The sequence below is a fragment of the Sphingobium sp. HDIP04 genome (genome assembly GCF_000445085.1).
Classification (GTDB): domain Bacteria; phylum Pseudomonadota; class Alphaproteobacteria; order Sphingomonadales; family Sphingomonadaceae; genus Sphingobium; species Sphingobium indicum.
Genome location: NZ_ATDO01000053.1, coordinates 23,510 through 42,556 on the forward strand (window position 1 = coordinate 23,510; position 19,047 = coordinate 42,556).

Consider the following 19,047-nt stretch of genomic DNA (forward strand, 5'->3'; position numbering starts at 1 on the left):
ACTCAGGAAAGCTGCCATGCTCCGATGAATGTCGTGCTGCTAGCTCCAGGTTGCAGGCTGCGCGACAGATGGAATGGCAGGTCACGCTTTGTTGGATCGGATGCGAGATGATCCGGTCATCACAACTACACAGGGTTGCTGCTCATGCAGTGCACCGATGCCGAAAATGGATGAGCCGCCTCAACATGCTTCTATTCGCGGGGGGGGGCAAAAGACCGAAGCTTGTTGAGGCGGCGTCGCAATGCTGCTGAAAGCAGCGTCCGATATACTCCTGACTCTCTTTTCGGTTCCTTTTTCGGCTACTGCTTTCGGGCAATTGAATGCGTCGCTCACGATACACATCTGAGAAGTGCGACCCAAACTCGCCCCGTCTCCTTGCTGGAGAGGGGCCCTTGCGGCCGCGCTCGCGGTGCCTCGCTTCCCCCGCTGAGGCACCGCGAGGTCCATCCATCGGCGTCAAATTGAATCGACCGGAAATGCAAAAAGCCCCGCCTCAGAGAAGGCGGGGCCAGTTTGGGTCGCAATGCAGGCGAACCTGCAGAGCCACTAAACCATCGATCAGCTAGCTCGACCATATAACTAAAGTAATCATTTGGAGAAAAATTGAGTAACCTCAGTTAGTTAACATGTGGCCATCGATACAAGGATGACCTCGCCTAGGCTATCTAGGCGAGGTCATCAAGTCATGCAGCGGTATCTGCGACGAGGTAAATGCTTGATTTCACAATTAGTTCATTCGCCCAGAGAAGAAAGGTTGAGCGGATATGTTCAGAGTGCGCCCAGCTTCTTCTGCACGATGGCGCAATCGCGGCTATGTTCAACCGCGATGCTGTAAGCCTCAACGGCCTCGGTCTCTGTCTGGAATTCTTGCAATTCGCGCGTTCACAGCTAGCGTCGTGCAGCGATCGACACCCGGAGACCGGCTGAGGCATCGGAAGAACCTTATTGCATGAACCAACCGTGGCTGACGACGATGGACTGACCCGTCAGCGCGTTGCTCGGGAACCCCGCGAGGAACACCGCGGTGCGGGCGACGTCTTCGACGGTCGTGAACTCGCCATCCACAGTCTCCTTGAGCATCACCTTCTTGATCACGTCTTCCTCGCTGATCCCCAGCTCCCGTGCCTGCTCCGGGATCTGCTTTTCGACTAGGGGCGTGCGGACAAAGCCGGGGCATATCACGTTCGCGCGGACACCGTGCGCCGCGCCCTCCTTCGCAACGACCTTCGCCAGCCCGATGAGTCCATGCTTCGCCGTCACATAGGGCGCTTTCAGTACGGACGCTTCCTTGGAATGGACGGAGCCCATGTAAATGACACTGCCGCCGCCCTGGGCGTACATGTGCTTGAGGCACGCCCGCGTCGTCAGGAATGCGCCGTCGAGATGGATCGCGAGCAGCCGTTTCCAGTCCGAAAATTTGAACTCATCCAGCGGTGCGACGATCTGGATTCCTGCGTTCGAAACCAGAATGTCAACGCAGCCAAAGCGCTTTATGACGGCCTCGACGCCAGCTTCCACTTGGCGCTCGTCGGCGACATCCATCGCGACGGCCATCGCTGCCTCACCTTTGGGATCGAGCACCGCCGCCGCAGCTTCGGCCTTCTCGAGCTGGAGATCGGCGATCACGACCTTCGCCCCGTGGCGCACGAACTCGAGCGCGATGTCATTGCCGATTCCGCTTGCCGCACCTGTAATGACCGCGACCTTGCCTGACAGCATCATGGAGACTCCTTTTTGCTTTTCCGTTTCCGCGGGGTGCCAAGAACTGGCGCAGCCTGCGCAATCGTCTGGAGAACCGCGTCGGCGCCCGAGAGCGATCGGCCGGCTGCCGTGCCTGCTGCCGCTTCGGCGTGCTTGATTTCTTCGAGCGCGGAACTGGCTTTGGGCGTGGCTGACACGCCCGCCTTGCTGGTTTTGACCAGCGTCTGCTTTACTAAATCATAGCCTTCGGCTTGCAGCCGTCGGATCGATTCGTCCGAGAAGTCATAGTCGCGAGATGACGCTTCGCCCGGTCTGCGAGGGCGTTGGAACCGCGTGATCTCGTTGGTGAAGCCGTCGCCCATCAACTGAATGAAGCGGGGATGCCGCATAATCTTCGCGCGCTCGACCTGATCGATGCCCGACAGAATAATGTTGATCATGCTGCGGTACGCGTCGGTCATTTCGCGAATGCGGAGATCGCTGCGCACACGTTCGGAATAGACGACCTCGTCGCGCCGCGCGAGAACCTCGATCATGTTGGTCGGAAGCGGCGCGTCGCCCGCGAAGAGATCGACGATATAGATCCGCTTCCCGTCCGGGCCGCACCGATCGAGCACCAGATCCAGCGGCGAGTTGCTGACGATACCACCATCCCAATAGGCCGTGCCGTCCACCACCGTCCAGGAGAAGCCCGGCGGCAAGCTTCCGCTCGCCAGAACATGATCCGGCGTCAGATCGTCGATGTAGCTGTCGAAGACTTCCAACTGCGCGGTTGTCACGTTGACCGCGCCCACCAGCAGTCTGACCGGGCTGCTCTTGAGGCTCGAGAAATCGACATACTGCGCAATGAGCCTCCGCATAGGCGACGTGTCGTAATAGCCGGTCCACGGGGCCAGGAAATCGAAGGGCGGCATCCAGCGGGGCTTGAAAAACTTTGGCACGCCAAAGGCCAGGATCTGAGCCCCGACGGCGGCGCGACGCATTTCCGCAAATGGCAACGGCGGCGCGACGACTGTAAGGTCATTCCAGAATGATTGGAGCGCTTCGGTGGAGTGGCGGGGATTTCCGGCGATGATGGCGCCATTTAACGCGCCGATCGACACGCCCGCGACAATATCTGGGAAGATATGCTCTTCCTCCAGCGCGTGAACGACGCCGCACTCGAACGCACCAAGCGCGCCTCCGCCCTGCAAGACGAGCACCTTCTGCGCGGGAATGGTTTCGAGCAGGTATGCCGGATCGCCGAGTTGGTCCCGATATCGCTCAAGGTTGACCCGGTATCGGATCAGCCCCTCGGCTACCCGGATCTCGCTTGACGGGCGGCCCATGGAGAAGGCGGCCTGCGGAACGTCGTCGCGCAGATAAAAGAGCGCATAGGAACCATCCTTCAGGTCGCCTCGACTGATCCAATCCTCGGCGTTCTCCGGAATGCCAAGCATGTCGAAGCCCAACTCGCCCATTTCGCAATAGAAGTAGGAAACTTCATCGTACCGGAGCCGACGTCCGATCATATTCCGGGCGGCAAGGCGCCCCTGGCGAACAGCATTGTCCCAATGCTCAATATGGCGCCTACGCCGAAACACTGGATCGTAGAAGGACGTAACGTCGCCTGCCGCAAAGACATCCTCGGTGTTCGTGCGCAGTCTGTCGTCAACGGCGACGAAGCCATGCTCAAGCAGAATACCGCTACCATCGAGAAAACTGGTGGCCGGCATGACTCCGACGCTGACGATCACCATGTCGCACGGGATTTCGCGCCCTTTTTGCGTGCGGACCCCCGCCACGTGGCCGTCCCCGATCACCTCGACCGCCGTGTCGTCGAGCAGGATCGTCGCCCCTTTCCCTTCAGCATATCCCTGGAAGAAGGTCGAGATCGCCGGCGCTTCCAGATGCGGCAACACCCGCGTGGCGATGTCGAGCATCGTCACCTCCAGGCCCAACTCGATCAGCGAGAGCGCGATTTCCATGCCGAGGAAACTCGCACCGAGTACCACCACCTTACGGCCTGGCTGAGCCGCTTTCCGCACGACGTCGCAATCGACTTTGCGCCGAAGGTAGAAGACCCCCTCCTTATCCGCGCCCGACACGTCAAGGCGACGCGGGGCGGCGCCCGTGGCGATCAGCAGTTTGCCATACTCGAATGAGTCGCCGTCGTCTGTCCGAACCGTCCGTGACGCCGGATCGACGGCTGTCACCTCGGCGCCGAGGACGAGGCTTATGTTCTGCTGGCGATAGTAGTCGACAGGATGGACGAGGATATCGACGTCCGTCGACGTTCCGATAAGATATTGCTTCGACAGTCTGGGACGATGATATGGCGGGAATTCCTCAGCCGAGAGGATGCCGATCGTGCCAATGGCGCCCTCGCGCCGCAACGTCTCCGCCGCTGTCGCGCTGGCCAAACCGCCGCCCAGCAGCAGGAAATCGAATCTCTCACTTGCCACGGCGCGCGGCCTCGCCTCGAAAGCGCGGTCGCCGCTGGATGTCCGGGACTGAGGCGGCGTCTCGACGCTGCGTGCGCGATTGGCACCGGATCATACCCGCGGATCATCCTTCAGATAGTCATGGACGACCTCACCCAATCCCAGCGTGAGATCCGCGATGAAATGGGTTGCCGCGACAATCTCGCGCACTGGCAGCCTTGCGACGTCGGCGAGAGCGTGCGGGTAGAGATCGAGCGCGGCGGGGCCGCCCCACGCGCCCTTCAGGTCGATATCCTCAAGATGATAGCGCACCAGTTCACAGATGCGCGGCGTGCAATCGACGTGAGGGATCACCTTGAGCATGAAGTTGGGCTGCCGCATGGCCGCAAGGATCGGTTCATGATCGAGAATGACGTGCTTGTAGCCCATCGTGCCCAGGGCGCAGAGCGCGCTTCCATAGTGAAGCTTGCCAACGATCACGTCCGATTCATGGGCGATTGAAGGCGTGGCGAGCTTCTTCGGAAAGCCCCAGATTTCTCGCCCTCCGGCGATAGGCGCATCGTCGTCCAGATACATGGAGTGGACATAGCCCCCCGGCACGCCGTTGAAGCGCACCGGGATAACCTGCCCGGTCTCCGTATAGTCGCCGAACCCAGTCGAGTCCGGCATCCTGATGAACTCATAGTTCACAACCGGCTCGTCTATTTCGAGCGGTGCCGGAACCACTTCCCGCAACGCTTCTGGGTCGGTTCGGTATTTGATGACGATGTATTCGCGGTTGTAGAACCGATAGGGCGGGCGCGGGAACGCCGGGTTACATACAGGCATCGCAAACGCCCGCGACCTCACCTCATCAAAATCCATGGACAGTTCTCCTATTGAAACTGACCTGTGGCCCACATTCTGAGCTGCTTCTGCCGTCTACCGACTACTCCCCGAGATGCCCTAGAGTCAACCGAACGGTTCGGTTGACTCTAGTCGGTTGAAGGTCTACTGACATGGCCGAAACCGAAGCGACGTAGGACGAGTCATGACCGCGAACGACAGCCCTCCTGATAGCGACGTTGGCGCGCGGACGCTGGCCGCCGCGAACCTCGATCGGATGCACCAAGTCCTCGACGTGGCCATGAAGTCGGGACAGTCGTCCCTGAGTGCCGCGCGCGCAAACGGCGTGCGAGCGAGCAAGCTGGCGGTGGAAACGACTACGAAAACCATCGCCTACTCGCAGGCGACCGCCGCAGCGAGCACCGAGCATCTGACGCGCCTGATGCAGGTTCGAGATTTCAAAGAGGCGGCAGATCTTCAGGCGGAGTTCGTCCGCTCACGCCTTGCCGCGTTCCAGGACTATCTCAGGGACATCAGCAAGACGGCAGAGACCGCGCTGTTGGACCCAACCTCGGAATAGGACAGCCAGCTCGGACGCGGAGCCTTCGGGTCGCACCCTTTCCATCGCCTGAGCAGATATAAGATCGCTCGATACCAAACGGGGACCGGAGGGGCGCGAGAAGGGCCATACAATGCATGTGTGCGTCGGCCACACTCAGCGCCCGATCGCTGCGAAACGTGCTTTCCTCGTCAAAGCTATGCGCTGCTGGTGTTTAGCACGGCGGGAAACCCGGCTGGTCCAACCGCACCTCGCCCGATTACTCGCACCATGCGCCTGCGAAGTCCTCGCACCCGTCCTCGACGCGTTGTTTTCAAGCTTCGAGGCGTGCCTTGGACGTCCGGTTGTCGCAGGTCACCACCATCCTCTAGCTCGAGACGAGCTTGACCTTCTCGCGCTACTGACTCGGCCCGCCTCAGCGGACAGTCGGTTTCCGCAGTCGCCGCTCAAAACGGTCCTGCGCGTGGCACTGTGCTCCACTCGCATCATGGTTGCCTTGACCCTGCAAGAGATTGGACAACGGTAGCCGGCGCCGCCGGACATGCGCCCACGCCCGTCGTCGCGTGGCGTCCAGAGCTACGCAGCCCTTCTGCTAAAGCCGGTTCTGAGCGATGGTGCGGGCGGTCGGACTCGAACCGACATGGATTGCTCCGGCGGATTATGAAGTGAATCGTGCGTTCGACCAGGCTAAATTTCTACGGGCGGCGGCTTTTCAAACAGGGGCGAAGGCTTAGGGGTTGCTCTTAGGCGACACCTGCTCGCTGGGACTACCCGTCCGATGTGTACGCTATGCCCCGATATTACCGCACACGTTTACGCGCGGGCTTCAAAGTGGGCGATCTATCGTCTTCTATCTTCACAAAAGTAAAAACGTGGAGATAGAGTATGAGTGCTGCGCCCCATGTCGCCCGCAGGACAATTCGCCGGCAGCAGTTGCGAGAGATCGTGCCGCTTGCCGACAGCACGATCTACGACATGGAGCAGCGAGGAGAATTCCCGCAGCGCTTCTATCTTACCTCGCGCTGCGTCGTCTGGGACTTGGCAGAGGTCGAAGCCTGGCTCGACGCTCGACGCCATGCCTCTCGGGCTAGCACCGTTAAGCGCGCTCCCAGTCCCGATGTGAGATTGCGTCGTTCTCGGCCGGTCAAACACTAGGCTCGAGCTCAAGCAGCTCCATCGTGGCCGGGAGTAAGGTCGGCACATACTTCCGACCCACGACCCATGCGTCTACCAGATTGGACCACTCCTGCATCATGTGCCGGCGTTGATGCTCATACTCCGCCTTGTTGTAGACACCGCGCGAGGACCGTCCGTCCTCATGCGCCAGGCATTTCTCGATCCAGTCACTGTTGAAACCGAGCTCATTCAATAAGGTCGAGCCGGTGCGTCGAAGATCGTGAACAGTGAAGGGTTCGAGTGGCAGCCCCTCCTTCTTCGCCCTAACAACCACCGCAGTCGTAATCCGATTGAACGTCGCCCGCGACATCGGCGCGTCAGCGTCATATCTCGACGGGAGGACATAGCGCGAATTGCCCGCGCAGGTTTTCAGCGCGATGAAGATGTCGACGGCCTGCTGTGACAGGTAGACGTTGTGTGCCTTCGACCGCTTCATTCTTTCCTTGGGTATCGACCAGACGGCGTTCTCGAAATCGACCTCATCCCAAGTGGCATCCTGGAGCTCGCTCTTCCTGACCATCGTCAAGAGGAAGAGTTTCATTCCCAACCGTATGGTCGGCAGCGTCGGCACATGCTCAAGCTGACCGAGCATGACGCGGATCTCCGCCGGTGATAGCGACCGATCCTTTGGTACGAAGGTCGCGATGGACGCGGGCCCAACTTCATCCGCCGGGTTGGCGACCTTCTCACCATGCAAGACCGCGAATGCAAAGATCAGCTTCACGATATCGCGCACATGGACGGCCGTAGCCGGAGCGCCGCGATCCTTCACCTTCCCACACATCATACGGAGATCGTCGGGCGTGATCTCCGTCAGGAGCCTGTTTCGGAATATCGGCAGGATGTCGCGCTCGTAGATGGAGCGCCGCATAGCCCGCGTGCTATCGGCCATACGCGACTCTTGGAACCACTTTTCGCCGAACTCGCCGAACCGCTTCGCCTCTTTCAGTCGACGCTTGTCATGCTGCTTCTCTTGAGCAGGCGACCGTCCCTCTGAAATGGTCCGCTTCGCATCGATCAGCTTCTCGCGCGCCCTGGCAAGCGAGAGGCCGTCAGGGCCGTATCGACCGAGCGTCAGCGTCTCGCGCCGGCCGTTGAGTCGATAGTCGTACCGGAACACGATCGCACCTGATGGCTGGACCACGACGTACATACCGTCACGGTCGCTTACCTTGTACAATTTCTTCTGTGGTTTCAGTGCCTTAATTGCTGTGTCAGTAAGCATTGATGCCTCCAATTCTGTTCAAAAACAGCAGAGAGGCGCCAATTATACCGTCAGGCCGAAACAGGGGACGCTGAACGCGCTTTTCCCTCGTGTTTCTAGCTATTTACGGCCAAAAACTATACCGTCAGCAGCTCTCTTAGCTGTGACGGTATAGAGAAATCCGGCATCGAACAAGTTTCCCTATGCCGTCCGCTATACCGTCAAGCCGAGGCACTGCTGCTCGATAGATGATGATAGACGACGCAGTATTTATTGATATTATTCAGCGAGTTAGGTAGCGCCATGGCGTACAGACGGATACCACCGGATGGGTAAAAATCATTCCCACTCGATCGTCCCCGGCGGCTTCGACGTATAGTCATAGACCACCCGGTTGATGCCCTTCACCTCATTGATGATCCGCGTCGCCACCCGGCTCAGGAAGGCGGCGTCGAACGGGTAGATGTCCGCCGTCATCCCGTCGGTCGATGTCACCGCCCGCAGCGCGCAGACGCTGTCATAGGTGCGATAGTCGCCCATCACCCCCACCGTCCGCACTGGCAGCAGCACCGCGAAGGCCTGCCAGATCGCGTCATACAGCCCGGCGTTCCGGATTTCCTCCAGATAGACGGCGTCGGCCTTGCGCAATATGTCGCACCGCTCCTTGCTCACCTCGCCCGGAATGCGGATCGCCAGGCCCGGACCGGGGAAGGGATGTCGCCCGACGAAAATCTCCGGCAGGCCCAGTTCGCGGCCCAGCACGCGCACCTCGTCCTTGAACAGTTCGCGCAGCGGCTCGACCAGCTTCATGTTCATGCGTTCGGGCAGGCCGCCGACATTATGGTGCGACTTGATCGTCACCGAAGGCCCGCCGGTAAAGCTCACCGACTCGATCACGTCCGGATAGAGCGTCCCCTGCGCCAGGAAGTCCGCCCCGCCGATCTTCTTCGCTTCCTCCTCGAACACGGCAATGAACTCGCCGCCGATGAACTTGCGCTTCTTCTCCGGATCGGTCAGCCCCGCCAGCCCGCCCAGGAAGCGCTCCTCGGCATTCACATGGACCAGCTTGATGCCATAATGCTCGCGGAACAGGCTCACCACCTGCTCCGCCTCGCCCAGCCGCATCAGCCCATGATCCACGAACACGCAGGTCAACTGATCGCCAATGGCTTCATGGATCAGCACGGCGGCCACCGCGCTGTCGACCCCGCCCGACAGCCCGCAAATCACCCGGCCCTCGCCCACCTGCGCCCGGATGTCGGCGATCTTGGTGGCGCGGAACTCCGCCATGGTCCAGTCGCCCTTGAGGCCGCAGACATGCCGCACGAAATTGGCGAGCAGCTTCGCGCCGTCCGGCGTATGCACGACTTCGGGATGGAATTGCGTCGCGTAGAAACGCTTTTCCTCATTGGCGGTGATCGCATAGGGCGCGCCCTCGCTGACCGCCACCACCTCGAAACCAGGGGCAAGCCGCGTCACCTTGTCGCCATGGCTCATCCACACCTGATGCTTTTCGCCCTCGGCCCACAGGCCGTCGAACAGCGCGCAGCCCTTCTTCACCTCGATGAAGGCGCGGCCGAACTCGCCGCTCTCGCCCCCTTCGACATTGCCGCCCAACTGCTGCATCATCGTCTGCTGGCCATAGCATATGCCCAGCACGGGCACGCCCGCGTCGAAGAAATGCTGCGGGGCGCGGGGGCTGTCCTCCCACATGACGGAGGAGGGGCCGCCGGACAGGATGATGCCCTTGGGCTTCAGCCGCTCGAACGCTTCGGCGGCGTTGTTGAAGGGCGCGATCTCCGAATAGACGCCCGCCTCGCGCACGCGGCGGGCGATGAGCTGCGTCACCTGGCTGCCGAAATCCACGATGAGGATGGAATCCTGAAGGGGCAGCGTCATCGAATCGCCTTTATATGTCCAGAGGAAGGGATTCGCGCCCGGTTAGAGCGCTTGACGTCCCTTGTCCAGCGGTCCCAGGCGGCCGCTCCACAGCAGCAACAGCCCGGAAAAGGCGACGGCGACCCACAGCGCATGCAGGCCCATCAGCGCAAAGAGGCCGCCCCCCGCCACAGCGCCCGCCACCAGCCCCAGCCACAGCAGCAGATAGGGCAGCCAGTTCCATCGCGGCCCGCCGCTCAGCGCCACCGCCAGTTGCTGCCCCAGCTTCACCAGCGCGCCGGTCATGTAGGTGACGCCGATGCTGACCTCGCCATCGCGCTGGAAGACGTTGTTCACCGCGCCCATCGCCGCCGTCATCAGCAGCGTCAGCCCCATGCCCGGCCCGTCTGGCAGGGCCAGCAGCGCGGCGCAGACCAGCAGCGCGGTCGAAAGGCCCAGCACCGCCTGCTTGCGCCAGCGCCCCGCCCGGCGCGCGACCAGCGCGCCCGCCAGCACGCCGCCGACAAAGGCCCCGATCAATCCCGCCGCCATCCCCGCGACCGCCGCGCCGCTGGCCAGCCCTACGCCCAGCCGCGTCGAATTGCCACTCATGAAGGAAACGAAAAGCCCGCCGAGCTTCAGGAACCCCAGCGCGTCGATGAACCCCGCCTGCGCCGCCAGGCCGATGGCCAGCATGAGGCGGGAAGCATCATATCCGCGCATGGACCGGCCCTCGCCCCATCAGGCCTGGGACGGGGCCTTGCGCCCGTCCTCCACGGGTTCGACGACGATCGGGGCGACCGACGTCACGGCAGGTTCCACAGCGCCCTTCACCAGCGAATCCAGGCTGGCGCCGTCCAGCCCCAATTCCTTCATCAGGCCATCGATCACCGGCGCCTGCGCCCGGTAACGCAAGGCGGCCGACACGGCGGCATTGGCGAGGTTCTGCTCGCCGCCGCCGATCACCGCCGCGCCATCCGCATGCGATCCAGTGAGGCCGTCGACCTGCACGATCCTGATCGAATCAATCGCTTCCATCGGCTTGGCCGCCTCCCGCACGAGATCGGGCAGCACCTTAAGCAGCGCCATCTTCGTCTGGAGCGACATCTGGTCCGACGACAGGATATTCGCGGCTTCATTGACCGCGCGCTGACCCGCCGCCTCAACCTCGAATCGCACCCGGTCCGCCTCGGCGCGCAGCTTGGCGGCTTCCGCTTCGCCCTCGGCGGCCAGCCGCAGCGCTTCGGCGCGGTCGGCCGCCGCCTGCTTCTCGGCTTCGGCTTCGACCCGGACCTGGATCGCTGCGCGTTCCGCCTCCCTGGCCGCGTCGATCAGTTCGATCCGCTTGGTGCGCTCGGCAATCTCCGTCTGGCGGGACGTCTGGACCTGCTCCTCCGCCGCGACCGCCTTGGCGCGGGCTTCGTCGGCCTGCGCCTTGGCCTGGCTTTCCTCGCGGCTCTTGTTCTGCACCGCGATCTGCTGTTCCTGCCGCGCCAGTTCAAGCGCCTGTTCCTGCGCGATGCGCGCCTGCTGGACGGCGCGGTCAGCCTCGATCTGCTGGCTGTCGACCAGCTTCTTCGCTTCGATCCGCGCCTGATCCGCTTCCTGCTGGCGCAGCGACTGTTCGCGGGCGACTTCGGCGATCTGAGCGGCGCGGCGCATCTCGACCTCTCGCTCCTGCTCCAGCCGCGCGAATTCGGTGTCGCGCGAAATCAGCAGCGACTGGCGCTCCGCCTCCAGATTCTTGGTTTCGATCTGGACGCGGGTTTCCTGCTCGATGTCGTTGCGCGATTTCTTGCGCAGTTCGATCTGCTCGGTCAGCTTGGTCAAACCCTCGGCATCGAAGGCGTTGTTGGCGTTGAAATGCTCGATCGACGTCTGGTCGAGTCCGGTCAGCGACACGCTCTCCAGTTCCAGCCCGTTCATGGCGAGGTCGACCGAGGACACCTGCTGCACCTTCTGCACGAACTCGCTGCGCTGCTCATGCAACTGATTCATCGTCATCCCCGCCGCGACGGAACGCAGCGCGTCGACGAACTTGCCCTCGACCAGTTCCTTCAGCGCCTCCGGATTCATCGTCCGCGATCCCAAGGTCTGCGCGGCGGTGGCGATGGATTGGGCATCGGGCTTCACGCGAACGTAGAATTCCGCCTTCACATCGATGCGCAGGCGATCCAGCGTGATCAGCGCGTCGCTGTTCTTGCGCTCCACCGCCAGGCGCACCGTGTTCATGTTGACCGGCATGGTTTCATGAAAGATCGGCAGCACCAGCGCGCCGCCGTTCATCACCACCTTCTCCCCGCCGAAGCCGGTGCGCACGAAGCCGATTTCCTTCGACGCCCGCTTGTATAGCCGCGCCAGCACGACGCCGAGCACGATCAGGAGGAGAAGCCCGGTCCCGGAGATGATCAGATAGGGCATGAGCGAAAAGCTCTCCTGCACGGCAGGCAGATTCATGGGAAACTCCTAGAGACGGGGCAGATAATGGTCGCCATGCGAGATGGCGCGAAAGATATGATCCTCGCGACGGACCAGCAGGATGGTCTCGCCCTCTTCCAGCGTCTGGCCGGCATTGTCGGGTTCGACCATGATATAATGCGCCTGGCCAAAGCCATCCTCTACCCGGGCGCGCGCGGGGGAGCCGCTCCGCGCCACCCCGGTGACGATGCGGGCGAAGCTGCCGGTCAGCGCATCGAGGGGCACGGCGCTGCTCTGATCGCGGGGAAGCAGGGGAGCAAGCCGCCGCGCGGCAAAGCCGGTCGCAGGCAGGCTGGTCATCAGGGCGGCGGGGGCGGCGATCAGCGGCGGCAGCATGGCACCGGCGAAATCGAGCAGCAGATGCTGCCCGATCAGCCCGATCATGCCGAACAGCGCCAGAAATATCGCCAGCAGCATCAACAGCGGCAGGCGGCCGACGCCCAGCCAGCCCAGCAGGTCTGCATCGCCGTCAATGTCGAGATCGAAGTCTCCCGCAATGCCGATGGCCTGCACCGCCCCGATGAGCAGCATCAGCACGATCGCCGAGACGAAAACGATGTTCTCGGTCGCGAAAAGGAACGCGGCCACCCCTGACTCCCCCTGATTCGCGTCGATGCTAATATATTGACGTAAAACGGGATAGGGCAAAGCGTGGCCGCGCTGCGGTGAACCGGACTCGCCTATCGGGCGGCGCGGTCCCGCCGGAAATAAAGGTCCGCGATCCGGCCATTCTGCACCGAACAGGTGAAGTGGCGCGAACGGCCGTCCTGCGTCCGCCAGCCGGACCGGATCTCCACGTCGCCTTCCACGTCATAGCCGTTGCGGGTCTCGCGGGGTTCCTGCACCTGGCGCACCTCGGCATAGCCGCCGTCGCGCTCGGCCTCGTCGCGGGCGGCGAGCGCGCAGTAGGTGATCGCATCCTCGCTTTCCCGGTCGGCGGGGGCTGCGCCTGCAGGATCGTCCTGGGAGCCGTAGCGCTCGGAGGGCGCGGCCGCGCCGCCACGTTCCTGGTCCGCCGCCACCACGTCGGAGAAGTCGTCGTCCGCCTGCGGCGGGCCGGGGTCATCTGCGGGCGGCTGTGCCTCGTCCGACAGGTCGTCCTGCTCCTGCGGCGCGCCGTTCCGCGGCTGGAAGGCCTGCGCCGATGCGACGCCTCCCGTCAGCAGCGCCAGCGCGATCAGCGAACCCGTCATCCACCTCATCTCGTTCATGACCCTCGTCCCTCAGCAGAATTCTGCCGGTGGCTAGGCCCCTATGGCTGTCGGAGGCCTGAACGTCCCGCTATTTCGGCGCCGCGTCCAGTTTCAGCCCGGCATAATAAGCGGCAAAGGCGTAGCTGTCGGCATATTCGTCGATCAGCTTGTCCACGGGCTTGCCCGCGCCATGCCCGGCCTTGGTGTCGATGCGGATCAGGCGCGGCTTCGGCCCCAGTTCCGCCGCCTGCAATGCCGCCGCATATTTGAAGCTGTGCGCGGGCACCACCCGGTCGTCAGTATCGCCCGTGGTGACGAGGATCGCCGGATAATCCTTCCCGCCCATGATGTTGTGATAGGGCGAATAGGCGTGGAGCAGGCGGAAATCCTCCTCCCGGTCGGGCGACCCATAATCGTCGATCCAGTAACGCCCGGCGGTGAAGCGGTCGAAACGCAGCATGTCCATCACGCCAACCGCCGGCAGGGCGGCGGCAAACAGGTCCGGCCGCTGGTTCACCACCGCGCCCACCAGCAATCCGCCATTGGACCGCCCCTCGATGGCGAGGCCATCCTTCGCCGTATAGCCATTGGCCTTCAGATATTCGCCCGCCGCGATGAAATCGTCGAACACATTCTGCTTGTTGGCGAGCCGCCCCGCATCGTGCCACGCCTTGCCGAATTCCCCGCCGCCGCGCAGATTGGCGATGGCATAGACGCCCCCCTGCTCCAGCCACGCCATGCGCGTCGCCGAATAGCCGGGCGTCAGCGCGATGTTGAAGCCGCCATAGCCGTAGAGGATGGTCGGCGCGGCCGTCTTGCCCAGCGCCAGCGCCTTCTTGCGGATCACCGTCATCGGGATCATCGTGCCGTCTTTCGACGGATAGCTGACCTGCTCTATGCCGTAATCGTCGGGGTTGAAGGGCAGGTCGGGCCGGGCGAACAGTTCATAGCGCAGCGTCGCCGTGTCGAAGCGGTAGATGCTGGACGGGGTGGTGAAGCCGGAAAAGCTGAAGAAGGTTTCGGGATCGCCGTCGCGCCCGCCGAAGCCCGCCGCCGTGCCGATGCCGGGCAGCGGAACGTCGCTGACCTTCCGCCCGTCGAGGCCGACCAGTTCCGCCACCGTCTCCGCGTCGGACAGATAGGCCAGGATCAGCCGATCCCCCACCAGCGATCCGCCCGCCAGCGTGTCCCTGCGCTCCGCCACGACCTGCGTGCTGCCGCGGCGGGGATGGCGGGCGTCGATGCTGACGACGCGCAGGCGCGGGGCATATTGGTCGGTGATGAAATAGAGCGTCGGTCCCCGGCTGCCGATCAGCCGCCAGTCGTTGGTCATGCCCCTGACCAGCGACCGGACCTTCACCTTGCCGCCCGTCAGTTCGGCCAGATGCAGCTCCCGGCGCGGGTCGGTGCCCTGGAAGCTGCTGATGACCAGCCAGCGCCCGTCCTGCGTCACTTGCGCCGTGTGGCCGAGGCGCGGCTGGTCCGGCGTGGCGTAGATAAGCTGGTCCTGCGCCTGCGCCGTGCCCAGCCGATGATAGAAAAGCTGCTGCCCCACGGTGGAGGATCGCGGGTCAGCCCCGTCCTGCGGCGCGGCGAAGCGGGAATAGAAGAAGCCCTGACCCCGCCCGTCCCAGGCGAGCTGGGAAAATTTCACCCATTGCACCACGTCTTCCAGCGGCCTGGCCGTCGCGACGTCCAGTATCTTCAGCGTGCGCCAGTCGCTCCCGGCCTCCTGCACGGCATAGAGCAGGAAACGGCCGTCGGGGGAGGGCGCCCATTCCGCCAGCGCGTCCGACCCGTCTTCCGCCCAGTCATTGGGATCGATCAGCAGCCGCTGCCGCCCGGTCAGCCCTTCGCGCACATAGAGCGGCGTCTGGTTCTGAAGCCCCTTGTTATAGCCGTAGAAATAGCGCCCCCCGGCCTTGCGCGGGATGGTGTAGCGGCCATGGGCGAACAGCGCCTGCATGCGCCGCTTGAGGATGTCGCGCCCCGGCAGGCCGTCGATGAAGCGGCGGGTGAGGGCATTTTCCTGCGCCACCCAGTCGCGCACGGCGGGATCGCCGCGCAGGTCGTTTTCCAGCCAGCGATAGGGATCCGTCACCTTGACCCCGAAATGATCCTCGACCAGGTCGATCCGCCGGGCGGCGGGATAGCGCAGTCCGGAAGCGCCAGCGACCGCCGCATCCGGCTCCGCCTGCGCGGGGAGGGCCGCGAACAACAGCGCCGCCAAAGCAAAGCAGCCAAAGGCGCGCATCCGATCCCCCCGAAATCCCATTCCCATTCTCTGGCTTCTCATGGCGCGGAAAGGCAAGAAAACAAAGAATATTTCTTATCTCCCCTCCCCTTTAGGTTCAAACGAGGCACGTGACTCGTTTGAAGGGCCGGGGGTGGGGGCCAACCGAATGGCTCAACGCCCGGAGCATCACACGCCCCCAAAAAGAAAAAGGGCCGCGCCCCCTTCCGGAAGCCACGGCCCTCTTCATCTGCCCGCTTGCGCGAGCCGTCAGCGGATCATGCCGCTTCCAGCTCGTCGGCGTCGGCGTTCTGGACCGGACCGGAATCCTGACCCTTGGCGTCGACGTCGCGGTCGACCAGTTCGATGATCGCGATCGGCGCCGCGTCCGAAGCGCGGATGCCGGCCTTGATCACGCGGGTATAGCCGCCATTGCGATCCTTGTAGCGCTCGGCCAGAACGTCGAACAGCTTGGTGAGCTGCGCGTCGTCCTGCAGGCGCGCATGGGCCAGACGACGGTTCGACAGGCCACCCTTCTTGGCGAGGGTGATCAGCTTCTCCACATAGGGACGCAGTTCCTTCGCCTTGGGCGTGGTCGTCAGGATCTGCTCATGCTTGATGAGCGAAGCCGCGAGGTTGCGGAGCAGCGAGTTGCGATGCCCGGCGCTGCGCTGCAGCTTGCGATGACCAACCTTGTGACGCATGATGTTCTTCCTTCCGTTCGTTAAGGGGCCGTGCGAGGTACCCCAGACCAGGCACAGTTTAGGTCGTGCCCATCACCTGGCTCCGTTCGTGCTGAGTAGGGACTGAGCGAAGTCGAAGGCCCGTATCGAAGCACTTCGCGCTGCACTCAGTCCTTCGATACACCGCTTCGACTTCGCTCAGCGGCTACTCAGGACGAACGGCCTGTTCTTTTCAGCCCAGCAGCTCCTGTTCGAGCTTCTTGGCCATTTCCTCGATATTCTCCGGCGGCCAGCCGGGGATGTCCATGCCCAGGCGCAGGCCCATGGACGACAGCACTTCCTTGATTTCGTTCAGCGACTTGCGGCCGAAATTGGGGGTGCGCAGCATCTCGGCCTCGGTCTTCTGGACCAGGTCGCCGATATAGATGATGTTGTCGTTCTTGAGGCAGTTGGCGCTGCGGACCGACAGTTCCAGCTCGTCCACCTTCTTGAGCAGATAGCGGTTGATCTGGTTCGCGTCGCTCTCGCCCTCGCTGGCCGAACCGCCGGCGGCGGCGCCGGCAGCCGGAGCGGCGGCGGGCAGCGCGTCCTCGAAGTGGACGAACAACTGAAGCTGGTCCTGCAGGATGCGGGCGGCATAGGCCACCGCGTCTTCCGGCGTGACGGTGCCGTCGGTCTCGACGGTCAGCGACAGCTTGTCATAGTCCAGTTCCTGGCCGACGCGGGTATTGTCGACCTTGTAGGCGACCTGCCGCACCGGCGAGTAGAGCGCGTCGATCGGGATCAGGCCGATCGGGGCGTCGGCCGGACGGTTGGCGACGGCGGGGACATAGCCCTTGCCGACGTCGGCGGTCAGTTCCATGTTCAGCGTCGCGCCCTGGTCCAGGTGGCAGATCACCAGGTCGGGGTTCATCACTTCGATGTCGCCCACCGTGGTGATGTCGCCCGCGCGCACCTCTGCGGGGCCGGTGGCGGAAAGCTGGAGACGGCGAGGACCGTCGCCTTCCATCTTGAGCGCGACCTGCTTGATGTTGAGGACGATGTCCGTGACGTCCTCACGCACCCCCGCGAGCGAGGAGAATTCGTGGAGGACGTTCTCGATCTTGATCGAGGTGACCGCCGCGCCCTGGAGCGAGGACAGAAGAACCCGGCGCAGCGCATTGCCGAGCGTCAGGCCGAAGCCGCGCTCCAGAGGTTCGGCGACGAAGGTCGCCTTGCGCCTGCCGTCGCCCGCGACCTTGATTTCAAGGCTGTTGGGCTTCTTCAATTCCTGCCAGTTCTTCATGTTGACAGTCATGTATTTCCCCTGGGGATGAGGCCGAAACGTTCAAAATCCTGACCCGACAGGACGTTCCGACCGATGCAGATGGGTGAGCGGGCGACGCGTCCGCCGCCCGCCGACAAGCCGCGCGTCGTTATTAGACGCGGCGGCGCTTGGAAGGACGCACGCCATTGTGCGGGATCGGCGTCACGTCGCGGATGGAGGTGATGTGGAAGCCGACGGCCTGCAAGGCGCGCAGGGCCGATTCGCGGCCCGAACCCGGACCCTTCACTTCGACTTCCAGCGTGCGCACGCCATGTTCGGCGGCCTTGCGACCCGCGTCCTCGGCGCAGACCTGCGCGGCATAGGGGGTCGACTTGCGGCTGCCCTTGAAGCCCATCATGCCCGCCGAGGACCAGGAGATCGCGTTGCCCTGGGCGTCGGTGATGGTCACCATGGTGTTGTTGAAGCTGGCGTTGACGTGCGCGACGCCGGCCGAGATGTTCTTGCGTTCGCGGCGCTTGATGCGCTGGGGTTCGCGTGCCATTTTTTAGCTCTTCCTACAGAAATCTTATGTTGCTGGAGGCGTCTCGCTTGGGGAGAGCTGCCTCCGGCGGAGAAGAAGACGAAATAGTCCCCCGGACTATTTCTTACTTCTTCTTGCCAGCGATCGGCTTGGCCTTGCCCTTGCGGGTGCGCGCATTGGTGTGCGTGCGCTGGCCGCGGACCGGCAGGCCCTTGCGATGGCGCAGGCCGCGATAGCAGGCCAGGTCCATCAGCCGCTTGATGTTCATCGCGGTCTCGCGGCGCAGGTCGCCCTCGACCGTCAGGTCGGCGTCGATGGCTTCGCGGATCTGCAGCACTTCGGCGTCGGACAGGTCCTGGACGCGGCGGCTGTGGTCGATGCCCAGCTTGTCGGCGATGTCGACGGCGGTCTTGCGGCCGATGCCGTGGATGTAGGTGAGCGCGATGATCACGCGCTTGTTGGTCGGGATGTTGACACCCGCAATACGTGCCATGGTAATCTGTACTCCTGCTCCACGGGGCGGTTGGCGCCGCCCCATCTCAAAGCGTCCGGGCTGACGTCCTTAGGCGGACGACAACCGATTCGATAGGCCCCCAAGACGCAAAAAAGACGGCCAGTGCCACTGCACTGCCGCTCGTCAGCGTGTCGGGAAGGGGTGCCCTTAGCGATTCGGCCCTTGGCTGTCAATGACGGAAGGGGACGAAAGCGGCGAAATCCCGCGCTTCCGCAGCCGTTTATTTCGGCCCGCCCGACGCGTCGCTCCGCCCTTTTCGGGTTGATGCGATCCCGTCGCCTGAGGCATGGAGGCGGGATGCGCTTCACTCTGCCCTCCGCCATGCCGACGGCCGCCTTCGTCCTGCTGGCCTCCTGCGTCGGCGCGCCCCAGCCGCGCGCGCCTGCTCCCGCG

Annotated in this window: 16 protein-coding genes; 2 read left to right on the plus strand and 14 right to left on the minus strand. The window is 63.2% G+C overall.

Translation table 11 applies throughout. The features are described 5' to 3' along the window. Window positions 1-942: 942 nt before the first annotated feature. The 3 genes from L286_RS29205 to L286_RS29215 form a co-directional block, all read right to left on the minus strand. Window positions 943-1,722, minus strand: a complete 780-nt coding sequence (locus L286_RS29205; RefSeq protein WP_013039124.1) for a 3-hydroxybutyrate dehydrogenase — start codon at window positions 1,720-1,722, stop codon at window positions 943-945. After that, entirely contained in the window at window positions 1,719-4,145 is a 2,427-nt protein-coding gene (locus L286_RS29210; RefSeq protein WP_013039125.1) for an FAD-dependent oxidoreductase, read from the minus strand. The genes L286_RS29205 and L286_RS29210 overlap by 4 nt, the downstream gene beginning before the upstream one ends. A 90-nt stretch (window positions 4,146-4,235) precedes the next feature. Then, window positions 4,236-4,988, minus strand: coding sequence for an acetoacetate decarboxylase (locus L286_RS29215; RefSeq protein WP_013039126.1), 753 nt, complete (start codon window positions 4,986-4,988; stop codon window positions 4,236-4,238). Window positions 4,989-5,154: 166 nt separating this feature from the next. On the opposite strand from L286_RS29215, the gene L286_RS29220 reads away from it, so the two are divergent. Both L286_RS29220 and L286_RS47810 read left to right on the plus strand, forming a co-directional pair. After that, the gene (locus tag L286_RS29220; protein WP_013039127.1) at window positions 5,155-5,529 is read left to right on the plus strand and encodes a phasin family protein; all 375 of its coding nucleotides are present in this window, start codon (window positions 5,155-5,157) and stop codon (window positions 5,527-5,529) included. An 864-nt stretch (window positions 5,530-6,393) separates the two neighbouring features. Beyond that, entirely contained in the window at window positions 6,394-6,663 is a 270-nt protein-coding gene (locus tag L286_RS47810) for a helix-turn-helix transcriptional regulator (RefSeq protein ID WP_013039129.1), read from the plus strand. On the opposite strand, the gene L286_RS29225 is transcribed toward L286_RS47810, so the two are convergent. The 11 genes from L286_RS29225 to rpsM form a co-directional block, all read right to left on the minus strand. Further along, window positions 6,653-7,909, minus strand: a complete 1,257-nt coding sequence (locus tag L286_RS29225) for a tyrosine-type recombinase/integrase (RefSeq protein ID WP_021223132.1) — start codon at window positions 7,907-7,909, stop codon at window positions 6,653-6,655. The genes L286_RS47810 and L286_RS29225 overlap by 11 nt on opposite strands. Before the next feature lie 318 nt (window positions 7,910-8,227). Beyond that, the gene (gene guaA, locus L286_RS29230; protein ID WP_007686691.1) at window positions 8,228-9,787 is read right to left on the minus strand and encodes a glutamine-hydrolyzing GMP synthase; all 1,560 of its coding nucleotides are present in this window, start codon (window positions 9,785-9,787) and stop codon (window positions 8,228-8,230) included. Between the two features lie 42 nt (window positions 9,788-9,829). Then, window positions 9,830-10,489, minus strand: a complete 660-nt coding sequence (locus L286_RS29235) for a YoaK family protein (protein ID WP_013039132.1) — start codon at window positions 10,487-10,489, stop codon at window positions 9,830-9,832. Window positions 10,490-10,507: 18 nt separating this feature from the next. After that, complete coding sequence (locus L286_RS29240; RefSeq protein ID WP_020818669.1) at window positions 10,508-12,223, minus strand: flotillin family protein; 1,716 nt, start codon at window positions 12,221-12,223, stop codon at window positions 10,508-10,510. 9 nt (window positions 12,224-12,232) lie between these two features. Further along, window positions 12,233-12,832 carry a YqiJ family protein gene (locus L286_RS29245; protein ID WP_020818668.1) on the minus strand — a complete coding sequence of 200 codons (600 nt, stop codon included), beginning with the start codon at window positions 12,830-12,832 and terminating at the stop codon, window positions 12,233-12,235. 92 nt (window positions 12,833-12,924) lie between these two features. Then, window positions 12,925-13,455 carry a hypothetical protein gene (locus tag L286_RS29250; RefSeq protein ID WP_007686681.1) on the minus strand — a complete coding sequence of 177 codons (531 nt, stop codon included), beginning with the start codon at window positions 13,453-13,455 and terminating at the stop codon, window positions 12,925-12,927. Between the two features lie 70 nt (window positions 13,456-13,525). Beyond that, the gene (locus tag L286_RS29255; protein ID WP_020818666.1) at window positions 13,526-15,691 is read right to left on the minus strand and encodes a prolyl oligopeptidase family serine peptidase; all 2,166 of its coding nucleotides are present in this window, start codon (window positions 15,689-15,691) and stop codon (window positions 13,526-13,528) included. Between the two features lie 257 nt (window positions 15,692-15,948). Beyond that, window positions 15,949-16,374, minus strand: a complete 426-nt coding sequence (gene rplQ, locus L286_RS29260; RefSeq protein WP_007686677.1) for a 50S ribosomal protein L17 — start codon at window positions 16,372-16,374, stop codon at window positions 15,949-15,951. Window positions 16,375-16,585: 211 nt separating this feature from the next. Beyond that, the gene (locus L286_RS29265; RefSeq protein ID WP_007686674.1) at window positions 16,586-17,650 is read right to left on the minus strand and encodes a DNA-directed RNA polymerase subunit alpha; all 1,065 of its coding nucleotides are present in this window, start codon (window positions 17,648-17,650) and stop codon (window positions 16,586-16,588) included. A 121-nt stretch (window positions 17,651-17,771) separates the two neighbouring features. Then, window positions 17,772-18,161, minus strand: a complete 390-nt coding sequence (gene rpsK / locus L286_RS29270; RefSeq protein WP_004208752.1) for a 30S ribosomal protein S11 — start codon at window positions 18,159-18,161, stop codon at window positions 17,772-17,774. A gap of 103 nt (window positions 18,162-18,264) precedes the next feature. Continuing rightward, entirely contained in the window at window positions 18,265-18,633 is a 369-nt protein-coding gene (gene rpsM / locus L286_RS29275) for a 30S ribosomal protein S13 (protein WP_020818664.1), read from the minus strand. Window positions 18,634-19,047: the final 414 nt, after the last annotated feature.